16 protein-coding genes and 1 pseudogene are annotated in these 19,379 nt (G+C 68.4%); 5 read left to right on the forward strand and 12 right to left on the reverse strand.

Annotated elements, in window-relative coordinates; all coding sequences use genetic code 11:
* Positions 1 to 152: 152 nt before the first annotated feature.
* The 3 genes from G3M57_RS25295 (at position 153) to aguB (ending at position 4,663) form a co-directional block, all read left to right on the forward strand.
* Entirely contained in the window at positions 153 to 2,627 is a 2,475-nt protein-coding gene (locus G3M57_RS25295; RefSeq protein ID WP_163233482.1) for a TonB-dependent receptor, read from the forward strand.
* Positions 2,628 to 2,783: 156 nt separating this feature from the next.
* Complete coding sequence (locus tag G3M57_RS25300; protein ID WP_056754959.1) at positions 2,784 to 3,788, forward strand: agmatine deiminase family protein; 1,005 nt, start codon at positions 2,784 to 2,786, stop codon at positions 3,786 to 3,788.
* On the forward strand, positions 3,785 to 4,663 hold the full coding sequence (gene aguB, locus G3M57_RS25305; protein WP_163233483.1) for an N-carbamoylputrescine amidase: 879 nt from the start codon (positions 3,785 to 3,787) through the stop codon (positions 4,661 to 4,663). The genes G3M57_RS25300 and aguB overlap by 4 nt, the downstream gene beginning before the upstream one ends.
* Positions 4,664 to 4,705: 42 nt before the next feature.
* On the opposite strand, the gene G3M57_RS25310 is transcribed toward aguB, so the two are convergent.
* From G3M57_RS25310 to G3M57_RS25325, 4 genes are all read right to left on the reverse strand, one after another.
* Positions 4,706 to 5,926: a multidrug effflux MFS transporter gene (locus G3M57_RS25310; protein WP_163233857.1), complete on the reverse strand. Its 1,221-nt coding sequence runs from the start codon at positions 5,924 to 5,926 to the stop codon at positions 4,706 to 4,708.
* Between the two features lie 171 nt (positions 5,927 to 6,097).
* Positions 6,098 to 6,982, reverse strand: coding sequence for a hypothetical protein (locus G3M57_RS25315; RefSeq protein WP_163233484.1), 885 nt, complete (start codon positions 6,980 to 6,982; stop codon positions 6,098 to 6,100).
* The gene (locus G3M57_RS25320) at positions 6,982 to 7,734 is read right to left on the reverse strand and encodes a hypothetical protein (protein ID WP_163233485.1); all 753 of its coding nucleotides are present in this window, start codon (positions 7,732 to 7,734) and stop codon (positions 6,982 to 6,984) included. Before G3M57_RS25320 ends, G3M57_RS25315 begins: the two co-directional genes overlap by 1 nt.
* Positions 7,735 to 7,797: 63 nt before the next feature.
* Entirely contained in the window at positions 7,798 to 8,958 is a 1,161-nt protein-coding gene (locus G3M57_RS25325) for a DegT/DnrJ/EryC1/StrS family aminotransferase (protein WP_163233486.1), read from the reverse strand.
* Between the two features lie 160 nt (positions 8,959 to 9,118).
* Between G3M57_RS25325 and G3M57_RS25330 the strand changes: the two genes are divergently transcribed.
* Positions 9,119 to 10,114: a mechanosensitive ion channel family protein gene (locus G3M57_RS25330; protein WP_163233487.1), complete on the forward strand. Its 996-nt coding sequence runs from the start codon at positions 9,119 to 9,121 to the stop codon at positions 10,112 to 10,114.
* On the opposite strand, the gene G3M57_RS25335 is transcribed toward G3M57_RS25330, so the two are convergent.
* The 6 genes and pseudogenes from G3M57_RS25335 to G3M57_RS25355 all read right to left on the reverse strand — a co-directional run bounded on the left by G3M57_RS25335 (position 10,032) and on the right by G3M57_RS25355 (position 14,473).
* A complete protein-coding gene (locus tag G3M57_RS25335; protein WP_163233488.1) occupies positions 10,032 to 11,222 on the reverse strand; it encodes a trans-sulfuration enzyme family protein in 1,191 nt (396 codons plus the stop codon). The two genes, G3M57_RS25330 and G3M57_RS25335, sit on opposite strands and share 83 nt — an antisense overlap.
* Positions 11,219 to 11,342, reverse strand: a pseudogene (locus tag G3M57_RS28040) (hypothetical protein); the annotation flags it as partial. The pseudogene G3M57_RS28040 and the gene G3M57_RS25335, both read right to left, overlap by 4 nt.
* A gap of 9 nt (positions 11,343 to 11,351) precedes the next feature.
* On the reverse strand, positions 11,352 to 12,755 hold the full coding sequence (locus G3M57_RS25340; protein ID WP_163233489.1) for a pyridoxal-phosphate dependent enzyme: 1,404 nt from the start codon (positions 12,753 to 12,755) through the stop codon (positions 11,352 to 11,354).
* A 102-nt stretch (positions 12,756 to 12,857) separates the two neighbouring features.
* Positions 12,858 to 13,091, reverse strand: a complete 234-nt coding sequence (locus G3M57_RS25345) for a hypothetical protein (protein WP_056754926.1) — start codon at positions 13,089 to 13,091, stop codon at positions 12,858 to 12,860.
* A gap of 132 nt (positions 13,092 to 13,223) precedes the next feature.
* A complete protein-coding gene (gene fsa, locus G3M57_RS25350; RefSeq protein WP_056754923.1) occupies positions 13,224 to 13,877 on the reverse strand; it encodes a fructose-6-phosphate aldolase in 654 nt (217 codons plus the stop codon).
* Between the two features lie 35 nt (positions 13,878 to 13,912).
* Positions 13,913 to 14,473, reverse strand: a complete 561-nt coding sequence (locus tag G3M57_RS25355; protein WP_163233490.1) for a D-glycero-alpha-D-manno-heptose-1,7-bisphosphate 7-phosphatase — start codon at positions 14,471 to 14,473, stop codon at positions 13,913 to 13,915.
* 120 nt (positions 14,474 to 14,593) lie between these two features.
* Here G3M57_RS25355 and G3M57_RS25360 point away from each other — a divergent pair, with 120 nt between their 5' ends.
* Positions 14,594 to 15,751 (forward strand): AGE family epimerase/isomerase, encoded by a 1,158-nt coding sequence (locus G3M57_RS25360; protein WP_163233491.1) that lies wholly within the window; start codon positions 14,594 to 14,596, stop codon positions 15,749 to 15,751.
* On the opposite strand, the gene G3M57_RS25365 is transcribed toward G3M57_RS25360, so the two are convergent.
* Both G3M57_RS25365 and G3M57_RS25370 read right to left on the reverse strand, forming a co-directional pair.
* Positions 15,735 to 17,051, reverse strand: a complete 1,317-nt coding sequence (locus G3M57_RS25365; protein WP_163233492.1) for a mannose-1-phosphate guanylyltransferase/mannose-6-phosphate isomerase — start codon at positions 17,049 to 17,051, stop codon at positions 15,735 to 15,737. The genes G3M57_RS25360 and G3M57_RS25365 overlap by 17 nt on opposite strands.
* Positions 17,052 to 17,151: 100 nt before the next feature.
* Positions 17,152 to 19,188 (reverse strand): NAD(+) synthase, encoded by a 2,037-nt coding sequence (locus tag G3M57_RS25370; protein WP_163233493.1) that lies wholly within the window; start codon positions 19,186 to 19,188, stop codon positions 17,152 to 17,154.
* Between the last annotated feature and the right edge of the window lie 191 nt (positions 19,189 to 19,379).

Here is a 19,379-nt window from a genome sequence, read left to right on the forward strand (position 1 = left end):
TTCCGCAAGCGGGCCCCAGAGGCGGGTTTATCCGCGATCGTGGCCTTTCCGTCACCAAACCTTCTAAATAGGTCGCTAAAGAGCCTCTCAATGATATGGCCCGGCGGGACTCATGCACCTCGTCGCGGCTTGAACGAGGGGACTAGATCAAGATGATGACGAAAAAGCTCGCCTGTCTGGCGTCGACCGCTCTGGTCGGCTGCCTGCTCAGCGCCACCGCCGCCATGGCCCAGTCGACCGGTTCGCAAGCCAACGAAGTCGACAGCGTGGTCGTTACCGCCACCGGTCAGCGCGCCGTCGCCGGCCAGATCGTCGAGACGCTGCCGAAGTCGCGCGCCTCGGTCGACGCCGCGTTCCTCGCGACGCAATCCACCGGCCAGAACGTGTTCCAGTCGCTGAACCTGCTGCCGGGCGTCAGCTTCACCAACAACGATCCCTACGGCTCGTCGGGCGGCAACCTGCGCCTGCGCGGCTTCGACGGCGCCCGCGTCTCGGTCACCTTCGACGGCGTGCCGCTGAACGACACCGGCAACTATGCCGTGTATCCGAACCAGCAGCTCGACGCCGAACTGATCGACCGCGCCAGCGTCAACCTCGGCACGACCGACGTCGACAGCCCGACCGCTTCGGCCACCGGTGGCACCATCAACTACATCACCCGCAAGCCCTCGCACGAGTTCGGCGGCATCGCCGACGCTTCGATCGGCGACGACAACTATCGCCGCGGTTTCCTGATGCTGGACACCGGCGACATCGGCCCGCTGGGCACCCGCGCCTTCGTCGCCGGCTCCTGGCAGAAGTACGACAAGTGGAAGGGCCCGGGCTCGCTCGAGAAGAAGCAAGTCAACGCCCGGATCATGCAGGACATCGGCGATCGCGGCGACTTCGTCAGCCTCGCGGTGAACTACAACGAGAACCGCAACAACAACATCCGCCAGCTGTCGCTGGCCGACTTCCGCAACTTCGGCAAAAACTACGACTATGACGCGGTCTGCAATCCGGCCGCCGTCGGCGGCGTGGTCGTTCCGGGCAACTGCACCAACTACTACGGCCGTCAGGTCAATCCGTCGAACACCGGCAGCGTCCGTGGCTCGGCCCTGTTCCACCTGGCCGACAACATCCGCCTGACCGTCGACCCGTCGTTCCAGTACACCCTGGCCGACGGCGGCTCGCAGCTGGCCACGATCAGCGAGACCGACGGCCGGGTGCGGGGCACGACCACGAACGGCAAGGATCTGAACGGCGACGGCGACACCGCCGACACCGTCGCGTTCTTCGCGCCCAGCGTCACGAACACCCGTCGCTACACCGTGACCAGCTCGCTGATCTGGGATCTGAACGAGGATCACCGCATCCGCGTCGCCTATACCGGCGACTACGGCCGTCACCGCCAGACCGGCGAGTACACGACCCTGGACGCCGCAGGCAACCCGACCAACGTGTTCGGCGGCAAGGAAGGCCATGGCGCCAAGGTTCTGACCTCGGACGGCAGCTTCCTGCGCGCTCGCGACCGCTTCTCGATCGCCCAACTGAACCAGGCCGCCGCCGAATACCGCGGCAAGTTCATGGACAGCCGCCTGACCGTGAACCTCGGCGTTCGCGCGCCCTTCTTCAAGCGCGAGCTGAACCAGTACTGCTACACGCAGAACGCCACCGGCCTGACCAGCGTGATCTCGGGCTTCTCGGTGCTCTGCACCACCCAGACCCCGGTGGTCACCAATACCGACGGCACCGTGCAGTTCGCCCCGAACGGCACGACCACCGGCGCCGCGCTCGCCAACCTGCGCTACATCAAGCCGTGGTCGGCAACCGTGAAGTACGACAAGGTCCTGCCGAACGCCGGCGCGACCTATGACATCGGCGGCGGCCACACCGTTTACGTCAGCTACGCCGAGGGCTTCTCCTCGCCGCGTACGGACAACCTCTACACCGCTACGCTGGAAAACGGCGTCGGCTCCCCGGCCGACACGCGTCCTGAATCGACCAAGACCTACGACCTGGGCTATCGGTTCTCGAGCCCGACGGTCATGGCCACGGCCGCGGTCTGGAAGACGGATTACGCCAACCGCATCGTGCAAGCCTACGACCCTGACCTGAACATCAGCATCGACCGCAACGTCGGCGCCGTTAAGGCCTACGGCCTCGACACCCAAGCCGCGTGGGCCGTGGCCGAATACCTGACCGTCACCGGTTCGTTCTCGTACAACAAGAGCGAAATCCAGCAGGACCTGCAGGTCAACGCCGCCGGCGCCACCATCCCGTTGTCGGGCAAGCAGGTCGTCGAGACCCCGAAGTACACCTTCGGCGGCCGGGTCGACTGGGACGTCACCGAAGCGCTGCACCTGGGCGTCCAGGGCAAGTACACCGGCAACCGCTTCTCGACGGACGTGAACGACGAAGTGGCCCCGCACTACACCGTGTGGGACCTGTCGCTGGAGTACGACCTGCCGTTCGCCAAGAAGACCTACGCCCAGCTGAACGTGAACAACCTGTTCAACGAAACCTACTTCGGTTCGATCAGCTCCCGCACGAACGCCGTGGCCCTGACGGGTTCGGCGGCCAGCGCGCCGACCTACTACATCGGCTCGCCGCGCACGGTTCAGTTCACCCTGCGCACCGAGTTCTAGTCGATCCGACAGGATCGATCTGCGATCTCAAAGATCAGGGCGGTCCGGAAACGGGCCGCCCTTTTTCTTTTGTCGCAGCTTCTTGCTAGAAGGGCGGCTTGACCCCGGGGCTGTCCCGGCCCATTTGCGCCTCCCGTTTCGATCCAGGTTTCCGCCATGACTCCGACCGTCCCCGCCGAATGGGCTCCGCACCGCGCCATGTGGCTGGGCTTCCCCAGCCACGCCGAGCTCTGGCAGGAAGATCTCGACCAGGCCCAGGACGAGGTGGCCGCCCTGGCCCGGGCCCTGGCCGGTCCCGGCGGCGAGCGCGTGCGCCTGATGGTGGTCGGCGACGAGGCCGAGGCCGCCGCCCGCGCGCGCCTGGGCGACACCACGGTCGAGATCGTCCGCGGCCAGTTCGGCGACATCTGGCTGCGCGACACCGGCCCGATCTTCATCGAGACCGCCGGCGGCGCGGTGGCGGCCGGCTTCCGGTTCAACGGCTGGGGCGGCAAGTACCAGCTGGAGGGCGACGACATCGTCGCCGAGCAGATCGCCGCGGCCAGCGGCGCGCCCCTGGCCCGCAACGCCTTCGTCCTGGAGGGCGGGGCGCTGGACCATGACGGGGCCGGCACGATCCTGACCACCCGCCAGTGCCTTCTGAACGAAAACCGCAACGGCGACTGGGACGAGGCCAAGGCGAGCGCCGCCCTGGCCGCCGCTCTCGGGGCCAAGAAGGTGCTGTGGCTGGGCGACGGCCTGCTGAACGACCACACCGACGGTCACGTCGACAACCTGGCCCGCTTCGTCGCGCCGGGCGTGGTGGCCTGCCCGATGGCCTTCGGGACCGACGACCCCAACGCCGAGGTCTATGCCGAGACCGCCCGGACCCTGGCCGCGATGACCGACAGCCGCGGCTCGCCGCTGCAGGTCGTGCGCATCCCCTCGCCGGGCCGCATCGTCGACGAGGACGGCGAGATCATCCCGGCCTCGCACATGAACTTCCTGATCGCCAACGAGGCGGTGATCGTGCCGATCTACGCCGAGGAGTCGGGCGCCTTCGCCGTCGAGGTGATCCGCGGCCTGTTCCCCGAGCGCGAGGTGATCGGCCTGCCCTCCACCGCCATCCTGACCGGCGGCGGCTCGTTCCACTGCATCAGCCAACAGGAGCCCGGCGAATGACCCGCGCCCTCAGCGTCGCCGCGATCCAGACCGCCTATGGGATGGATCTGCAGGCCAACATCAAGAAGACCGAGCATTTCATCCGGGAAGCGGCCGCCAATGGCGCCCAGGTGATCCTGCCGTCCGAGCTGTTCCAGGGGCCCTATTTCTGCGTGGCCCAGGAGGAGCGGTGGTTCGCGGAAGCCCATCCGTGGCGCGAGCATCCGGTGGTCAAGGCCATCGCCCCCCTGGCCGGCGAGCTGGGCGTGGTGATCCCGATCTCGATCTTCGAGAAGGAAGGCCCGCACTATTTCAACAGCCTGGTGATGGCCGACGCCGACGGCTCGCTGCTGGGCCTCTATCGCAAGAGCCACATCCCCGACGGCCCGGGCTACATGGAGAAGTACTACTTCCGGCCGGGCGACACGGGCTTCAAGGTCTGGGACACCCGCTTTGGCCGCCTGGGCGTCGGCATCTGCTGGGACCAGTGGTACCCCGAGGCCGCCCGCGCCATGGCCCTGATGGGCGCCGAATGCCTGTTCTACCCCACCGCCATCGGCAGCGAGCCGCACGATCCCAGCCTGGACACCGCCCTGCCCTGGCGACGGGCCATGCAGGGCCACGCGGTCAGCAACGTGATCCCGGTGGTCGGCGCCAACCGCATCGGCTTCGAGCCCTGGGACGGCTATCCGAACGGCGGCCAGACCTTCTACGGCTCGTCCTTCGTCGCCGACCATCGCGGCGACCTGGTCAGCGAGCTGGGCCGGGCCGACGAGGGGATCGTCGCGGCGACCTTCGATCTGGACTTCTTGCAGACCCACCGTGCGGCCTGGGGCTTCTTCCGCGATCGCCGGCCGGAGTTCTATGCCAGCCTGGCCAACGGCCGGCCGGCCTGATCGCCGCGCCGGACCCCGGGCCGAACGACGGGGTGAACCGCCCTAATGGACCGCGGCGCTCTCGGTCGCCGCGCCCGCCCCGGCGTGAAACATCCGACCCTTCTCGGTGATCAGCACCGCCAGGAGCCCCGCGACGCCGAAGCCCGCGAAGCCGAGCGTCAGCGGAACGGTGGTGCCGTCGAACAGCTGGCCGATCCAGAAGCCGAACAGCGCGCCGAAGATCGTGGTGATGAACCCCTGCACCGAGGCGGCGGTGCCGGCCAGGTGGCCCAGCGGCTCCATGGCGATCGAGCCGAAGTTCGACATCACCAGGCCAAAGCAGAACATCATCCCCGCCTGCAGCAGCGAGAAGGTCCACAGGGTCTCGTGGCCGCTCAGCGCGACCCCCGCGTGGACCGCCGCGAAGCCGATATAGCCCAGCAGGGCGACATGCGAGACCAGCCGCATGCCCAGGCGTCCGACGATGCGCGAGTTGAGCAGGGACGAGATCGCGATGCCGCCGGCGATTCCCGCGAAGATCAGGGGGAACGCCTTGCCCGCCCCCAGCACGTCGACGAACACCTGCTGGGCCGAGTTGAGGAAGCCGAACAGCCCGCTCAGCACCAGGGTGGCGGCCAGGGTGTAGCCGACCGCCACCCGGTTGGTCAGGCACTCCTTGAACGCCGCCAGCACCGGCGTGACCTCCAGGGGCACGCGGTCCTGCGGGTGCAGGGTCTCGGGCAGCTTGAGCCACGACCAGGCGATCACCCCCAGGCCGAAGATCGACAGGACGCCGAACACCCAGGGCCAGGGGGCGACCAGCAGGATGGCCTGACCCACCGACGGGGCGATGATCGGCACCCCCAGGAAGACGATGAACGACAGCGACATCACCCGCGCCATCTGCCGGCCGCTGTAGCAGTCGCGGACGATCGACACGGATAGCACCCGGGTGGCGGCCGCGCCGACCCCGCACAGGGCGCGGGCGGCCAGCAGCATCTCGAACGAGGTGGCGAAGGCGCAGGCGGCGGCGAAGACCACATAGAGCGACAGCCCCACCAGCAGCACGGGCTTGCGGCCATAGCGGTCGGCCAGCGGGCCATAGGCGATCTGGGCCGCGCCGAAGCCCAGAAGATAGGCGGTCAGGATCCACTGGCGATCGTTGTCAGCGGCCACGCCCAGGGCGTGGCCGATCTGCGGCATGGCCGGCAGCATCGAATCGATGGCCAGGGCGTTGGTGGCCATCATCGCCGCGATCAAGGCGACGAACTGACCAAAGCCCATGCCGGGATGGGGGCCGGTAGCGGGGCGCGGATCCCCGCGGGTGGGGGCGGCGATGGGACTGGACGACATGACGCTCTTCTTCACGGGCCGGAACGCCGAAGCGCCGGCGGGCGCGGGACGCGTTGGCCGCGATATAGGGCAGCCCCGCCCATCCGCCAAATGGAGTCGCCCTCAGGGCGCCATCTGGAACTGGATGCTCACCGTCTGGTCGTCGCCAGCCTTCGACGCGTCTTCCTGCGACTGACCCACGCTAGCCACCCGCAACAGGGGCTGGGAGCCAGCCTGTCCGGGCGGCGCGTTGCGCAGGGCCGCCAAGCCTGGCTGGGCGGCGGTCAGGGCCCGGTGGAAGGCCGCGGCCCGCTGCAAGGCCAGGCTGGCCGCGCGCTGGCCCTCGGCGCTGAAGGCGTCGAGGTTCGTCTGGCTGACCACGTTGGCCACGGCCAGCTTGGGCGCTCCGTCCTGGCAGTTGGCGCCCGTCGGCACGCCATAGCCCAGGCAGGGCAGGCGCCGGATCAGGATCTGGGCGACCTGGCCCGCGATCCGCTGGCCCTCCGGCGAAAGCGTGGCCGCGCCGGCGACGAACAGCTGGTCGGCCCGGAAGGCGAGCGAGCCGCTCGACGGATCGCCGGAGATCGACACCTTCGCGTCGCGCAAGTCGGCGTCGAGGGACTGCATCAGCAGCTTTTGGGCATCCACCGCCGTGGCGGTCTGAGCCGAAGCTTCGGTCGGTGGCGAAAACGCGAAGCAGCGGCGCTGACCGGCCGCGCCCTGGCCGCTCTCCGACAGGGCCGTCTCGGGCACGCACAGCACCTGGGCCTTGTAGTCGATCTCGATGTCGGCGGTCTTGGGCGTGAGATTGGCGGCCGTCTGCAACAGGGCCGCCGTCTCCGGATGCCTGGCCGTGGTCAGCTTGGCGGTGGTCGAGCGAAATTCGAAGGCGAAATAGCTGAGCATGATGATGAAGATGAAGATCACCCCCACCATCATGTCGGTCATCGAGACGTAATAGCTTTCGCCCTCCTCGACATCGACCGTACGGCCGCGCTTGCGTCTCATCAGGCGGCGCCCTGCGGCGAAGCGGCGCCGCGAGCCAGGGCGGCTTCGATGCGCCCCAGCACCGTCAGTTGCTCCAGCATCACCTTTTCCGGCGGCGCGAAGCGGACGCAGGCGTCCAGCAGCGCGAAGAAATGGGCTTCCTGCGCCTCAATGGCCTGACGCCGGCGCCGCGCGACCAGGCGCAGGATGATCGACGCCAGGACGCCGGCGATCGAGGTCCAGAACTTGGTGGCGGCGATCGTCAGCAGGTTGATCAGGGCGCCCTGCATGGCCGCGCCCCCGCCCGCCATGGCCGAGGTCGCCTCGGTCAAGGCCGCCACGATGCCCATGAAGGTGATGACCAGGCCGATGGCGACCATGATGTTGGCCCACCATTCCAGGGTGCGGGCCGGCGTGTCGGCGAGATCAAACGCGTCGGAAGCATGGATCGAGGCCGCCAGGCGTCCGTCCTCCGTCGGCGTCAACTGGCCGCGATAGTGCGCCCAGCCCAGTTCGATCACGGGATGGGCCAGGCCGCTCAGCCGTTGGTCGATCGCCTCGAAGGCCTCCGCGAACGCCGTCTGGCGATCTCCGCGCAGATCATCCAGCAGGTCGGCGCGACGGCGCAGGTCGTCCATCAGCGGCGTGTATTCGAAATGGCCCGATTGGAAGATCAGCGCGATGGCGAAGACCAGGATGGCCGCCGCCATCATCAACGCGGCGCCGGGCATGCCGAACACCGCGACCACGAACGACGTTATCGGATCGTGCATCTGAACCTTCGAATCGACTTTGAAGCCACAATACCTCTGCGTGAGGCGTGAATGGGGCGCAGCTTAGCCGTTGAAAGCGCGGATCGCGTCGATGATGCGCTGCTGATCGGCCTGCGACAGATAGGGATGCATCGGCAGGGCCAGCACCGTCTCGGCCTTGGCCTCGGTCACCGGCAAGCCGCCGGCCCCCCGCGGGAAGTCGGCATAGGGGGCCTGCACATGCATCGGGACGGGATAGTAGACCGCCGTCGGGATCCCCTGGGTCTTCAGGTGGGCCGCCAGGCCGTCGCGTTTCCCGTGCTCGATCACGTACTGGGCCCAGACCGAGACGCCGCCGTCGATGACCTTGGGCGTGGCGATCACCGCGCCCTTCAGGCCCTCGGCATAGCGGTCGGCCAGGACCTGGCGCAGGTCGATCTCCTCCTGGAAGAGGGCCAGCTTCTCGATCAGGATCGCCGCCTGGATCGTGTCCAGGCGCGAATTCATGCCGATGCGGGTGTTCAGGTACTTGGTGTCATGGTCGAAGGTCCGGCCCACCAGGTCGGGGGCCACGGCCTTGCCGTGCACCCGGAAGCTGTCCATCAGGTCCCACAGGTCCCGGTCGTTGGTCAGCACCGCCCCGCCGTCGCCGTAGCAGCCCAGCGGCTTGGCCGGGAAGAAGCTGGTGGTGGCCACGTCGGCCCAGTGCAGCGGATGCTTGCCGTCGAGGGTGCAGCCGAAGCCCTGGGCGCTGTCGGCGATCAGCTTCAGGCCCTCACGGTCGCAGATCGCCTTGATGGCGGGATAGTCGGCGGGCTGGCCGAACAGGTCGACGGCGATCACCACCCTGGGCTTCAGCCGGCCCTCGGCCTTCACGCCGGCGATGGCGGCCTCCAGCCTGGCGGGATCGAGGTTGAAGGTGTCGGGCAGCACGTCCACGAACACCGGCGTCGCCCCGACCCACGGCACGACTTCAGGCGTGGCGGCGAAGGTGAAGGACGGGCAGAACACCGCGTCGCCGGGGCCCACGTCCCAGGCCATCAGCGGCAGAGCGATGGCGTCGGTGCCGTTGGCGCACGACAGCGCCAGTTCGGCCTGGCCGAACGCCGCCAGCCTGGCCTCGAATTCCCGGACCTGCGGGCCCATGACATAGGCGCCGCTGTCGAGGACGGCGGCGATGGCGGCGTCGATCCGGTCGCGGATCCGGCGCTGCTGCGCGGCGAGGTCGATGAAGGACATGCTCATGGGCGGCGCTCTTAGAGGCGGAACGGCTCGGGTTCGAGCCAATTGATGTAACCGACTGTTTCCCCGGAGCGAAGCGGCGCCTTTGGCGGAACGCGGCGCGCCCCGGTTCGTTGACGGCTCGTCGTTGACGGGTCGGGGCGGGGGCGCCATCGAGAGTTCCATGCAGACCAAGCCCAGCCTGATCCCCGCCGACGCCTCCCTGCCCTCCCTGGCCAACGTCAAGGCCGACGAGACGATGTTCGGCCATTTCCTCGACTGGCTGGGCAGGCTGGCGGTGAACCTGGTGGTCGCCACCCTGATCCTGGTCGTCACCTTCTGGGTGGCCGGCTGGCTGGCCGGCGTGGCGCGGCGCGGCCTGGGCCGCATGCACCGCAAGAACCCGGACCCGACCCTGGAAAGCTTCGTCTCGTCCCTGGTGCGCTACGCCGTCGTGGCCGTCGGACTGGTGGCGGTCCTGCAGCAGCTGGGCGTCCAGGCCACCTCGATCATCGCCGTGCTGGGCGCGGCGTCCCTGGCCATCGGCCTGGCCCTGCAGGGCGCGCTGTCGAACGTGGCCGCGGGGGTGATGATCCTGCTGTTTCGGCCCTACAAGGTCGGCGACGTGATCGAGACCTCGACCCGCAACGGCACGGTCAAGGCGCTGGACCTGCTGTTCACCGAGATCGCCACGCCCGACAACGTCAAGGTGATGATCCCCAACAGCAAGGTGTTCGGCGACGTCATCCTCAACTATTCCACCCACCGCAGCCGTCGGGCGGACGTGGTGTTCAAGGTGCCGCTGAAGACCGACCTGGTCACGGTGCTGCAGAAGATGCGCGAACGGGCCGAGGGCGACTCCCGGGTGCGCAAGGAGCCGGCCCCGATGATCGAGGTGGTCGACCTCAGCGAAGCCTTCGCCCAGGCGGCCATCCGGGTGTGGACCGCCAAGGAGGACTACGGCCCCGTCAAGACCGACCTGATGCTGGCCGCCCACCTGTGGGCCGAGGACCCGAACCGGGTGCTGCCCCCGCCGCGGCCCTCGAAGGCGCCTGATCCGTCGCCGGCCATGCCCGGCGACGCCGAGCATCACCTGTTCAGGCTGCCCCACCCGCGCCTAGGGCCTCTGAAAGGTCGGCGATCAGGTCCTCGCAGTCCTCGATCCCCACCGAAAGCCTGATCAGCGTATCGGAGATGCCGAGGGCGGCGCGCTGGTCGGCCGGGATCGAGGCGTGGGTCATGATGGCCGGATGCTCGATCAAGCTCTCCACCCCGCCCAGGCTTTCGGCCAGGGTGAACAGCCGCGTGCGCTCCAGCATCCGCCGGGCGGTGTTGACGTCGCCCTTCAGCTCGACCGAGATGATCCCGCCGAACCCGCCCTGCATCTGGCGACGGGCCAGGTCGTGCTGCGGGTGGCTGGGCAAGCCGGGATAGATCACCCGGGCGACGTCCTTGCGGGTCGACAGCCACCTGGCGATGGCCAGGGCGCTGTCGCAGGCCCGCTGCATGCGCAGGGCCAGGGTCTTGACGCCGCGCAGGGCCAGAAAGCTGTCGAACGGCCCCAGCACCGCCCCGACGGCGTTCTGCAGGAACCTCAGCTTGTCGGCGATCTCGGTGTTGTCGCCGACCACCGCCACCCCCGCCACCACGTCGGAGTGGCCGTTCAGATACTTGGTGGCCGAGTGCATGACGATGTCGAAGCCCAGCTCCAGCGGCCGCTGGACGAACGGGCTGGCGAAGGTGTTGTCGGCCACCGTGATCAGTCCGTGCTTTTTAGCCAGGGCGGCGATGCCGGCCAGATCGGCCAGGCGCAGCATGGGATTGGTCGGCGTCTCGACCCAGATCATCCGGGTGGCGGGCGTGATCGCCGCCTCGATGGCCGAGAGGTCGCCCATGTCGACGAAGCTGAAGGTCAGGCCGGCCGAGCGCTTGCGCACCTTGTCGAACAGCCGGAACGACCCGCCATAGAGGTCGTCGCTGGCGATCACGTGGGCGCCGCTGTCGAGGATCTCCAGGATCGTCGAGGCGGCCGCCAGGCCCGAGGCGAAGGCGAAGCCGGCCACGCCGCTCTCCAGGTCGGCGATGCAGCGCTCGAACGCGAAGCGGGTGGGGTTGTGGCTGCGGCTGTACTCGAACCCCTTGTGCTCGCCCGGGCTGGACTGGACATAGGTCGAGGTCGCGTAGATCGGCACCATCACCGCCCCGGTGGTCGGATCGGGGAACTGGCCGCCATGGATCGTGCGGGTGGCGAAGGCCAGGCGGTTCTTGCCGGGGATGTCGGTGGTCATATGTGGTCCTTGGGCCGCCCTGCGTCCTTCGAGGCCCTCCTACGGAGGGCGCCTCAGGATGAGGATCATTGCACTGAGTTCCTCATCCTGAGGAGCCCGCTTGCGGGCCTCGAAGGACGCAAAACCGTTTTAGGCGCTCAGGCGCAGGTGGTTGATCAGATCCACGCGGGTGATCACGCCCACGAACTCGTCGCCGTCGCAGACCAGCGCCACCTCGTCCCGGTCGAACACGTCGGGCAAGGCGTCGACGCCCTGGGTGGACTGCAGAGTGTTGACCGCCTTGGTCATGGCCGCCCCGACCTTGGTCTTGAACTTGGGACCCCGATCATCGTCCTCGACGCCCTCGACGGCGGCCAGGATGTCGCTTTCGTCGAGGATGCCGACCAGCTTGCCGTGGTCGACCACCGGCAGCTGGCTGATGTCGCTGCTGCGCATGCGGTTGTAGGCGGTCAGCAGGGTGTCGTCCGGCCCGATGGCCACCACGCCGCCGTCGGCGTAGCGCTTGGCGATCAGGTCCCGCAGGTCGCCGTGCAGCTCACGCTGGTCGAAGCCGTGGGCGGCCAGCCACATGTCGTTGAACATCTTGGTCAGGTACTTGGCGCCCGTGTCGCAGACCAGGGTCACCACCCGCTTCGGCTCGGTCTGCTCGCGGCACCAGCGCAGCGCCGCCGCCAGCAGGGTGCCCGAGGACGAGCCCGCCAGGACGCCTTCCTTGCGCAGCAGCAGGCGGGCTGTGTCGACGCTCTCGCGGTCACTGATCGAATAGGCCTTCCGCACGAAGTCCATCTGGGCGTTGGCCGGGATGAAGTCTTCGCCGATGCCCTCGACGATCCACGAGCCGGCCTCGCCATAGGTTCCGGTCGCGACGTAGTCGCAAAGGATCGAGCCCACCGGATCGGCCAGCACCATCTGGGTCTTCGGCGAATGGCGGGCCATGAACCGGCCGATGCCGGTCAGGGTGCCGCCCGAGCCGACGCCGACCACCACCGCGTCGATGTCGCCGTCCATCTGCTCGAAGATCTCGGGGGCGGTCGTGGTCTCGTGGGCCAGCGGATTGGCCGGGTTCTCGAACTGGTTGACATAGATCGCGCCGGGGATCGACTGGGCCAGGGTCTGGGCCATGTCCTGGTAGTATTCCGGGTGACCCTTGCCGACGTCGCTGCGAGTCAGGCGGACGTCCACGCCCATGGCCCGCAGGTGCAGGATCTTCTCCCGCGCCATCTTGTCGGGCACCACCAGGATCAGCTTGTAGCCCTTCAGCGTCGCCACCTGGGCCAGGCCCAGGCCCGTGTTGCCGGCGGTGGCTTCGATGATCGTACCGCCCGGCTTGAGGCTGCCGTCGGCCTCGGCGGCCTCGATCATCGAGCGGGCCACGCGATCCTTGATCGAGCCGCCCGGGTTCTGGTTCTCCAGCTTCAGGAACAGCCGGCACGGGCCGGTGTCGAGATTGCGGACCTCGATCATCGGCGTGCGGCCGATCAGATCCAGCGCGGAACCGACGACCGGAGGAAGGGTGGATTTGGGGTCGTTCATGGCGCAACTCGGCGACAGAGAGAAATGATCTCCCTATCTATGCCCGTTTCGCGAAAGCGCAAACATCGTTACGCGAGCTTGGCTGCAAGCGCGCGCGCCGCCTCAGGCTCCGCAGGCGGCGAGCCGGTCCATCCGCCATTCTCGGGCGAACTTGCGGCCGACGCCGGCGTCTTCGAACACCACCTTGCGGCGCTCGCCGGAAAGATCCGGAGCATCGTGGATCATCACGAACGGAAAGCCGTTACGGGCCAGAAAGTCCCGGACGAAGCCGGAGAAGCGCAGGGCTTCCTCGGCCGAGGCGATGCAGATCTCGACGGCGATGTCGGCGGCGTTCATGGGCGCGCTCCCGCGTGGTTGACAGGACCCTAACGCATGAACTCGCAAATGCGAACCCAGTTCGCAGCTGCACAATAAAACGCCCCCGGATTAAATCCGGGGGCGCGCGATAATCAGGCGAAGACGATCGATCTAGAGGATCGATTGCCCCGTTCCGGCCCAATCCTTCAGGAACTGCTCCAGGCCCTTGTCGGTCAGCGGGTGTTTGAACAGGTCGCCGAACACGGCCGGCGGGATGGTGACCACGTCGGCGCCGACGATCGCCGCGTCCTTGACGTGAGCGACGTTGCGCACCGACGCGGCCAGGATCTCGGTCTCGTAGCCGTAGTTGTCGTAGATCGCGCGGATGTCGCGGATCAGGTCCATGCCGTCGAAGCCATAGTCGTCCAGGCGGCCGATGAACGGCGAGACGTAGGTCGCGCCGGCCTTGGCGGCCAGCAGGGCCTGGGTCGGCGAGAAGCATAGGGTGACGTTGGTCGAGATGCCTTCGCCGGCGAAGGCCGCGCAGGCGATTAGGCCGTCGCGGGTCAGCGGGATCTTGACGACCACGTTCGGGGCGATGGCGGCCAGCTTCTTGCCCTCGGCGACCATCGCCTCGTGGGTGGTGGCGGCGACCTCCGCGCTGATCGGGCCCGGCACCAGGTCGCAGATCTCGGCGATCACCTCCAGCATCGGACGGCCGGCCTTGGCGATCAGGGTCGGGTTGGTGGTCACCCCGTCCACCAGGCCGGTGGAAGCCAGGTCGGCGATGACCTTGGTGTCGGTGCTGTCGAGGAAGATCTGCATGGGTCTGCGCTTTGGTTCCGGGGGTTTGAGTTCGTTTATCGGTCCCGCGCTCCCCCGCCAAGGCCGGTCGCGGGAAAACGCTCGCCCAGGCTTTGGCGCAGGAAGGCCAGCAGGTCGCCGCCGGGGAACCTCAGCCCCTCGACGCCGGCCCGACGGGCGGCCTCGACGTCCGACCCCTTGTCGCCGACCAGCACGGTCTCTTCGGGCGCCAGCGCCCACTCCGACAGGCCGCGCAGGATCATGCCGGGATTGGGCTTGCGATCGGGGTGGTCAGGATGGCGATAGCGTTCGTCGACGGCGTCCTCGTGGTGGGGCGCGACATAGAAGGCGTCGATCCGTCCGCCGACCTCGGCCAGGCCCGCCTGCAGGGCGGCGTGGAAAAGATCGACCTGGGCCTCGGTGAAATAGCCGCGCGCCACGCCCGACTGGTTGGTGACCACCAGCACCTTGACGCCGGCGGCGTTCAGCCTCGCCACCGCCTCTCGCGCGCCCTCGATCCAGTCCAGCCGCTCAGGCTCGCAGACATAGCCGTGGTCGAGGTTCAGCACCCCGTCGCGATCGAAGAAGACGGCTTTCAGCGGCGCTTTTCGGGACATGCCCTGGCCTTACGACAGGCCTCGCGACGCGACAAGGCGGCCAGCGGACTTGGCGAACCCCAGCGCGACGGCCTAGAACGGCGAACCTTTCGAAAGCCCCTTTCCGCCCAAGGACCGCAGATGACCGACGACTTCGCCCGCCTTGTCCGCCTGCGCGACGACCTCAAGGCCTGGGCCCTCGATCACGCCTTCCCCGTCTGGTGGGAAATCGGCGCGGACAAGGTCCAGGGCGGGTTCTTCGAGAAGATCGCCCTGGACGGAACGCCGGTCGAGGCGCCGCGCCGGGCGCGGGTCCAGCCCCGGCAGATCTATTCCTATGCGGTGGCCGGCCTGCTGGGCTGGGACGGCCCGTGGAAGCAGGCTCTGGAACACGGCCTGGACTTCTATCTGAGCAAGTATCGCCGCCCCGACGGCTTCATGCGCACCCTGGTGGCCAGCGACGGCTCGCCCCTGGACGACAAGGTGGACCTCTACGACCAGGCCTTCGGCCTGTTCGGCCTGGCCATGGCCAGTTCGGTCCTGCCCGAGCGCGCCGACCTGCCGGCGCTGGCGACGAGCCTGCGCGACGCGCTCTACGCCACGCTCAAGCACCCCATCGCCGGCTTCGAGGAAAGCGTCCCGCGCTCTCTGCCGCTGCTGTCCAACCCGCACATGCACCTGTTCGAGGCCAGCCTGGCCTGGGTCGAGGCCGGCGGCGATCCGCAATGGCGGGCGATGGCCGACGAGATCGCCGAACTGGCGCTGAGCAAGTTCATCGACCCGAAGAGCGGCGGCCTGCGCGAATATTATGACGGCGACTGGAATCCCGCGCCCGGCGTCGACGGCCGGATCATCGAGCCGGGTCACCAGTTCGAATGGGCCTGGCTGCTTCTGCGCTGGGGCAAGCTGGCCGGTCGCGACGACGCGATCGCCGCCGCCCTGCGGATGATCGCGATCGGCGACGGCCCGGGCGTCGACCCGGCGCGCGGCGTGGCGATCTTCGCCCTGCTGGACGACATGAGCGTGCACGACGACATCGCCCGCCTCTGGGCCCAGACCGAACAGATCAAGGCCGGGGTGCTGGCGGCCCAGGTGACCGGCGACGCGCGCTGGTGGACCACCGCCGCCAACGGCGCCGAGGCCCTGACCAAATATTTCGACGTGCCGGTGAAGGGCCTGTGGCGCGACAAGCTGCGGGCCGACGGGACCTTCGTCGATGAAGCCGCCCCCGCCAGCTCGTTCTACCACATCGTCTGCGCGATCCTGGAGCTGGACCGGGCGGTCAAAGCCATGTCGTGACCAGCACGGCGCTGGCGGAAGCGGCGCGGACCAGGGTCGGCGAATGGAGATCTTCCCGGGCGCCGGCCGCATAGGTCGCGCCCTCGGCGACCAGTTCGCCGTCCAGAACCTGGATGGAGCTGGATGGCAGGCTGGCCACCGCGCCGGCTTCCATCCGCCAGATCTGCACCTCGGCCCTGGCCGACTTCGTCACCGGCTGGCGTTCGACGCCGCCGCTGATGGCGATGGCGTGGCGGTGGGCGATGTCGCGACCGCTGGCCTTCAGCACATCGACCAGGGTCTTGACCCCCTGGGCGTCATCCCGCCGACAGACCAGCACCGCGTCGGGCTCGGCGACGATCAGCAGGTCCTCGACCCCGATCGCCCCGACGAAGGGGCCGGTGGACCGCACCAACACGCCCTTGGACCGGATCAGGTGGACGTCGCCGCTGGCGGCGTTGCCCTGGGCGTCACGGATCGAGGCTTCCCAGATCGCGTCCCAGGCGCCCAGGTCCGACCAGGTGAAGGCGGCCGGCGCCACGGCGGCGCGGCTGGTGCGCTCCATGACCGCGTAGTCGAGCGACTTCTTGGTGGTCGTCGCGAACGCCTCGCGGTCGAGGTGCAGCCGTACGCCGTCGCGTCGGCCGTCGCGCACCGAACCGATCGCGCCGTCGCGGATCGCCGGCTCGAACACCGCCAGTTCGTCCAGCAACGTCCGGGCCGTGAAGGCGAAGTTGCCGCTGTTCCAGTAGTAGCCGTCCTCGATATAGGCCTTGGCCGTGGCCAGGTCAGGCTTCTCGACGAAGGCCGCGACCGCCTTGACGCCGCCGGGCAGGACGCCGCCGGGCTTGATGTAGCCGAAGCCCGTCGCGGGCGAGGTCGGCTGCACGCCGAACGTCACGATCAAGCCGGTTCGGGAGGCCTCGATCGCCACCAGCGCCGCCTCGCGGAACATCTCGGGTTCGGCGATGTGGTGGTCGGCGGCCAGCATCAGCACCACCCCGTCGGGCGACACCGACTGCACATAGGCCGCCGCCGCGGCGATGGCCGGCGCGGAGTCGCGCGCCTCCGGCTCGATGATCACGGTCAGCCTGACGCCCAGTTCCAGCGCCTGGCGCTCGACGAGCTCGGCCATCGCCTCGCCGGTGACCACCACGATCTCGTCGGCGCCCGGCAGGTCCATGACCCGCAGGATCGTGTCCTGGAAGCTTGAGCGATCGCCGATCAGCTTCAGGAACTGCTTGGGACGGTCCGCGCGCGAAGCCGGCCAAAGACGAGTTCCCGACCCTCCGCAAAGGATCACCGGATAGATGGCGGCCAAGACTTCCCCCACGCCAAACGCTTTGATTTCACAACCCGTGAGGTAGCACATCGCCCCCCTCGGACCAGAGACATATTGAAGATGCTGGCGTTTTTCGGTCTCAGGCCGGAAGTCCGGCGTCGAGCTCGGCCAACCACGCATCCGCCGTGGCGTCCGAGGGCATGCGCCAGTCGCCGCGCGGCGACAGGGCGCCGCCCGACGAGATCTTCGGCCCGTTGGGCATGGCCGAGCGCTTGAACTGGTTGGCGAAGAACCGCTTCAGGAACAGCGCCAGCCAGCGCTTGATCTCCGGCAGGTCGTAGGCCCGCCGGGCGGACTCCGGGATCCCGGCCGGCCAGGCGCCGGCGGTCGCGTCGCGCCAGGCGGTCCAGGCCAGGAAGGCGATCTTCGACGGCGCCATGCCGTAGCGGGTCAGGTAGTAGAGATTGAAGTCCTGCAAAGCGTAGGGGCCCACGAAGCTTTCGGTGGCCTGAACCTCTTCGCCCGGCACCAGTTCCGGCGAGATCTCGGTGGCCAGGATGTCCTCCAGCAGGTCGCTGGTCGCCGCGTCCACGTCGCCCGAGGCGGCCACGAAGCGGATCAGGTGCTGGATCAGGGTCTTGGGCACCCCGGAATTGGGGTTGTAGTGGCTCATCTGGTCGCCGACGCCATAGGTGCACCAGCCCAGGGCCAGTTCCGACAGGTCGCCGGTGCCGACCACCATGCCCTTGTGATGGTTGGCCAGGCGGAACAGGTAGTCGGTGCGCAGGCCCGCCTGGACGTTCTCGAAGGTCACGTCATAGACCGGCTCGCCCTTGGCGAACGGATGGCCGAGGTCGGCCAGCATCTGCTGGGCCGCCGGCCGGATGTCGAGCTCCTCGGCGGTGACCCCCATGGCCGTCATCAGCTTCCAGGCGTTCGACTTGGTGCCTTCGGAGGTGGCGAAGCCCGGCAGGGTGTAGGCGCGGATGTCCGACCGCGGCCTGCCCAGCTGATCCATGGCCTTGGCGGCGACGATCAGGGCGTGGGTGGAGTCCAGCCCGCCCGAAACGCCGATCACCAGGCTCTTCGAGCCCGTGGCTTCGACGCGGCGGGCCAGGCCCTGGACCTGGATGTTGTAGGCCTCGTAGCAGTTCTCGGCCAGCTTGGCCGGGTCGGACGGGGTGAACGGGAAGCGCTCGATCGGCCGGACCAGGGCCAGGTCGCCGGCCGGCGGCGCGAAGTCCAGCGGCACGATGCGGAACGGCGCCTCGGGGGGGCTCAGCGTCGTGGAGTCGCCGAAGCTGCCGACCCGCATCCGCTCCTGCCGCAGCCGGGCGACGTCGACGTCGGCCACGGCCATCACCGCCCCGGTCGAGAAGCGCGGGCTCTGGGCCAGCAGGTTTCCCATCTCGTGGATGTCGACATGGCCGTCCCAGGCCAGGTCCGTCGAGCTCTCGCCCGCGCCGGCCGCCGAATAGACATAGGCCGAGATCGTCCGGGCCGACTGGCTGGCGCACAGCAGGCGGCGGGTCTCGGACTTGCCGATCGTGATGTTGCTGGCTGACAGGTTCAGCAGGATCTCGGCCCCGGCCATGGCCTGGGCGGTGCTGGGCGGGGCGGGCGTCCAGACGTCCTCGCAGATCTCGATACCGACGGTGAAGGCCGTGTCTCCAAGGTTGCGCAGCAGCACGTCGGTCCCGAACGGCACAGCCTGGCCGGCCAGGTCCAGGGTGCGGCCGACCACGCCCGAGCCTGGCGTGAACCAGCGTCTTTCGTAGAACTCCCGGTAGTTGGGCAAGAAGCTCTTGGGGACCACCGCCCGCACCCGACCGCCCTGGATCGCGACCGCGGTGTTGTAGAGCCGGCCAGCGTCGCGAAGCGGCGCGCCGACCACGAACAGCGGCGACAAGGTCTTGCTCTCCTGGGCCAGGATGGCGATCGCAGCCTCGACCGCGTCGAGCAACACGTCTTGCTGCAGCAGGTCGTCGACCGTGTAGCCGGTCAGGCCCAGCTCGGGCAGCACCAGCACCGCGACACCGGCGTCATGGGCCTGGCGCACCAGAGCGAGCACGCTCTGGGCGTTGGCGGCCGGGTCCGCCAGCTTGACCTTGGGAACCGCCGTGGCGACCCGGACGAAGCCATGGCGATAGGGCGAGAAGAACGACGGAGAACTCAAGACACCCGGCCTTTCGAAGTTATGCTAAAAATGAGCATAAGCCTGTCTCCAGCTATAACGCGTGCGGACGTTGTTGCATAGCGCCCACGCAGACGCTCCGGCAGAGCTCGCGGGCCGGCTCGCGGGTTGACCCCAGGGGGTCATCGTGCGACTCGCGGCCTCGCGCAGCCCCGCCCGATCAAGAACAACCC

It is taken from the genome of Caulobacter rhizosphaerae (assembly GCF_010977555.1).
Classification (GTDB): Bacteria; Pseudomonadota; Alphaproteobacteria; order Caulobacterales; family Caulobacteraceae; genus Caulobacter; species Caulobacter rhizosphaerae.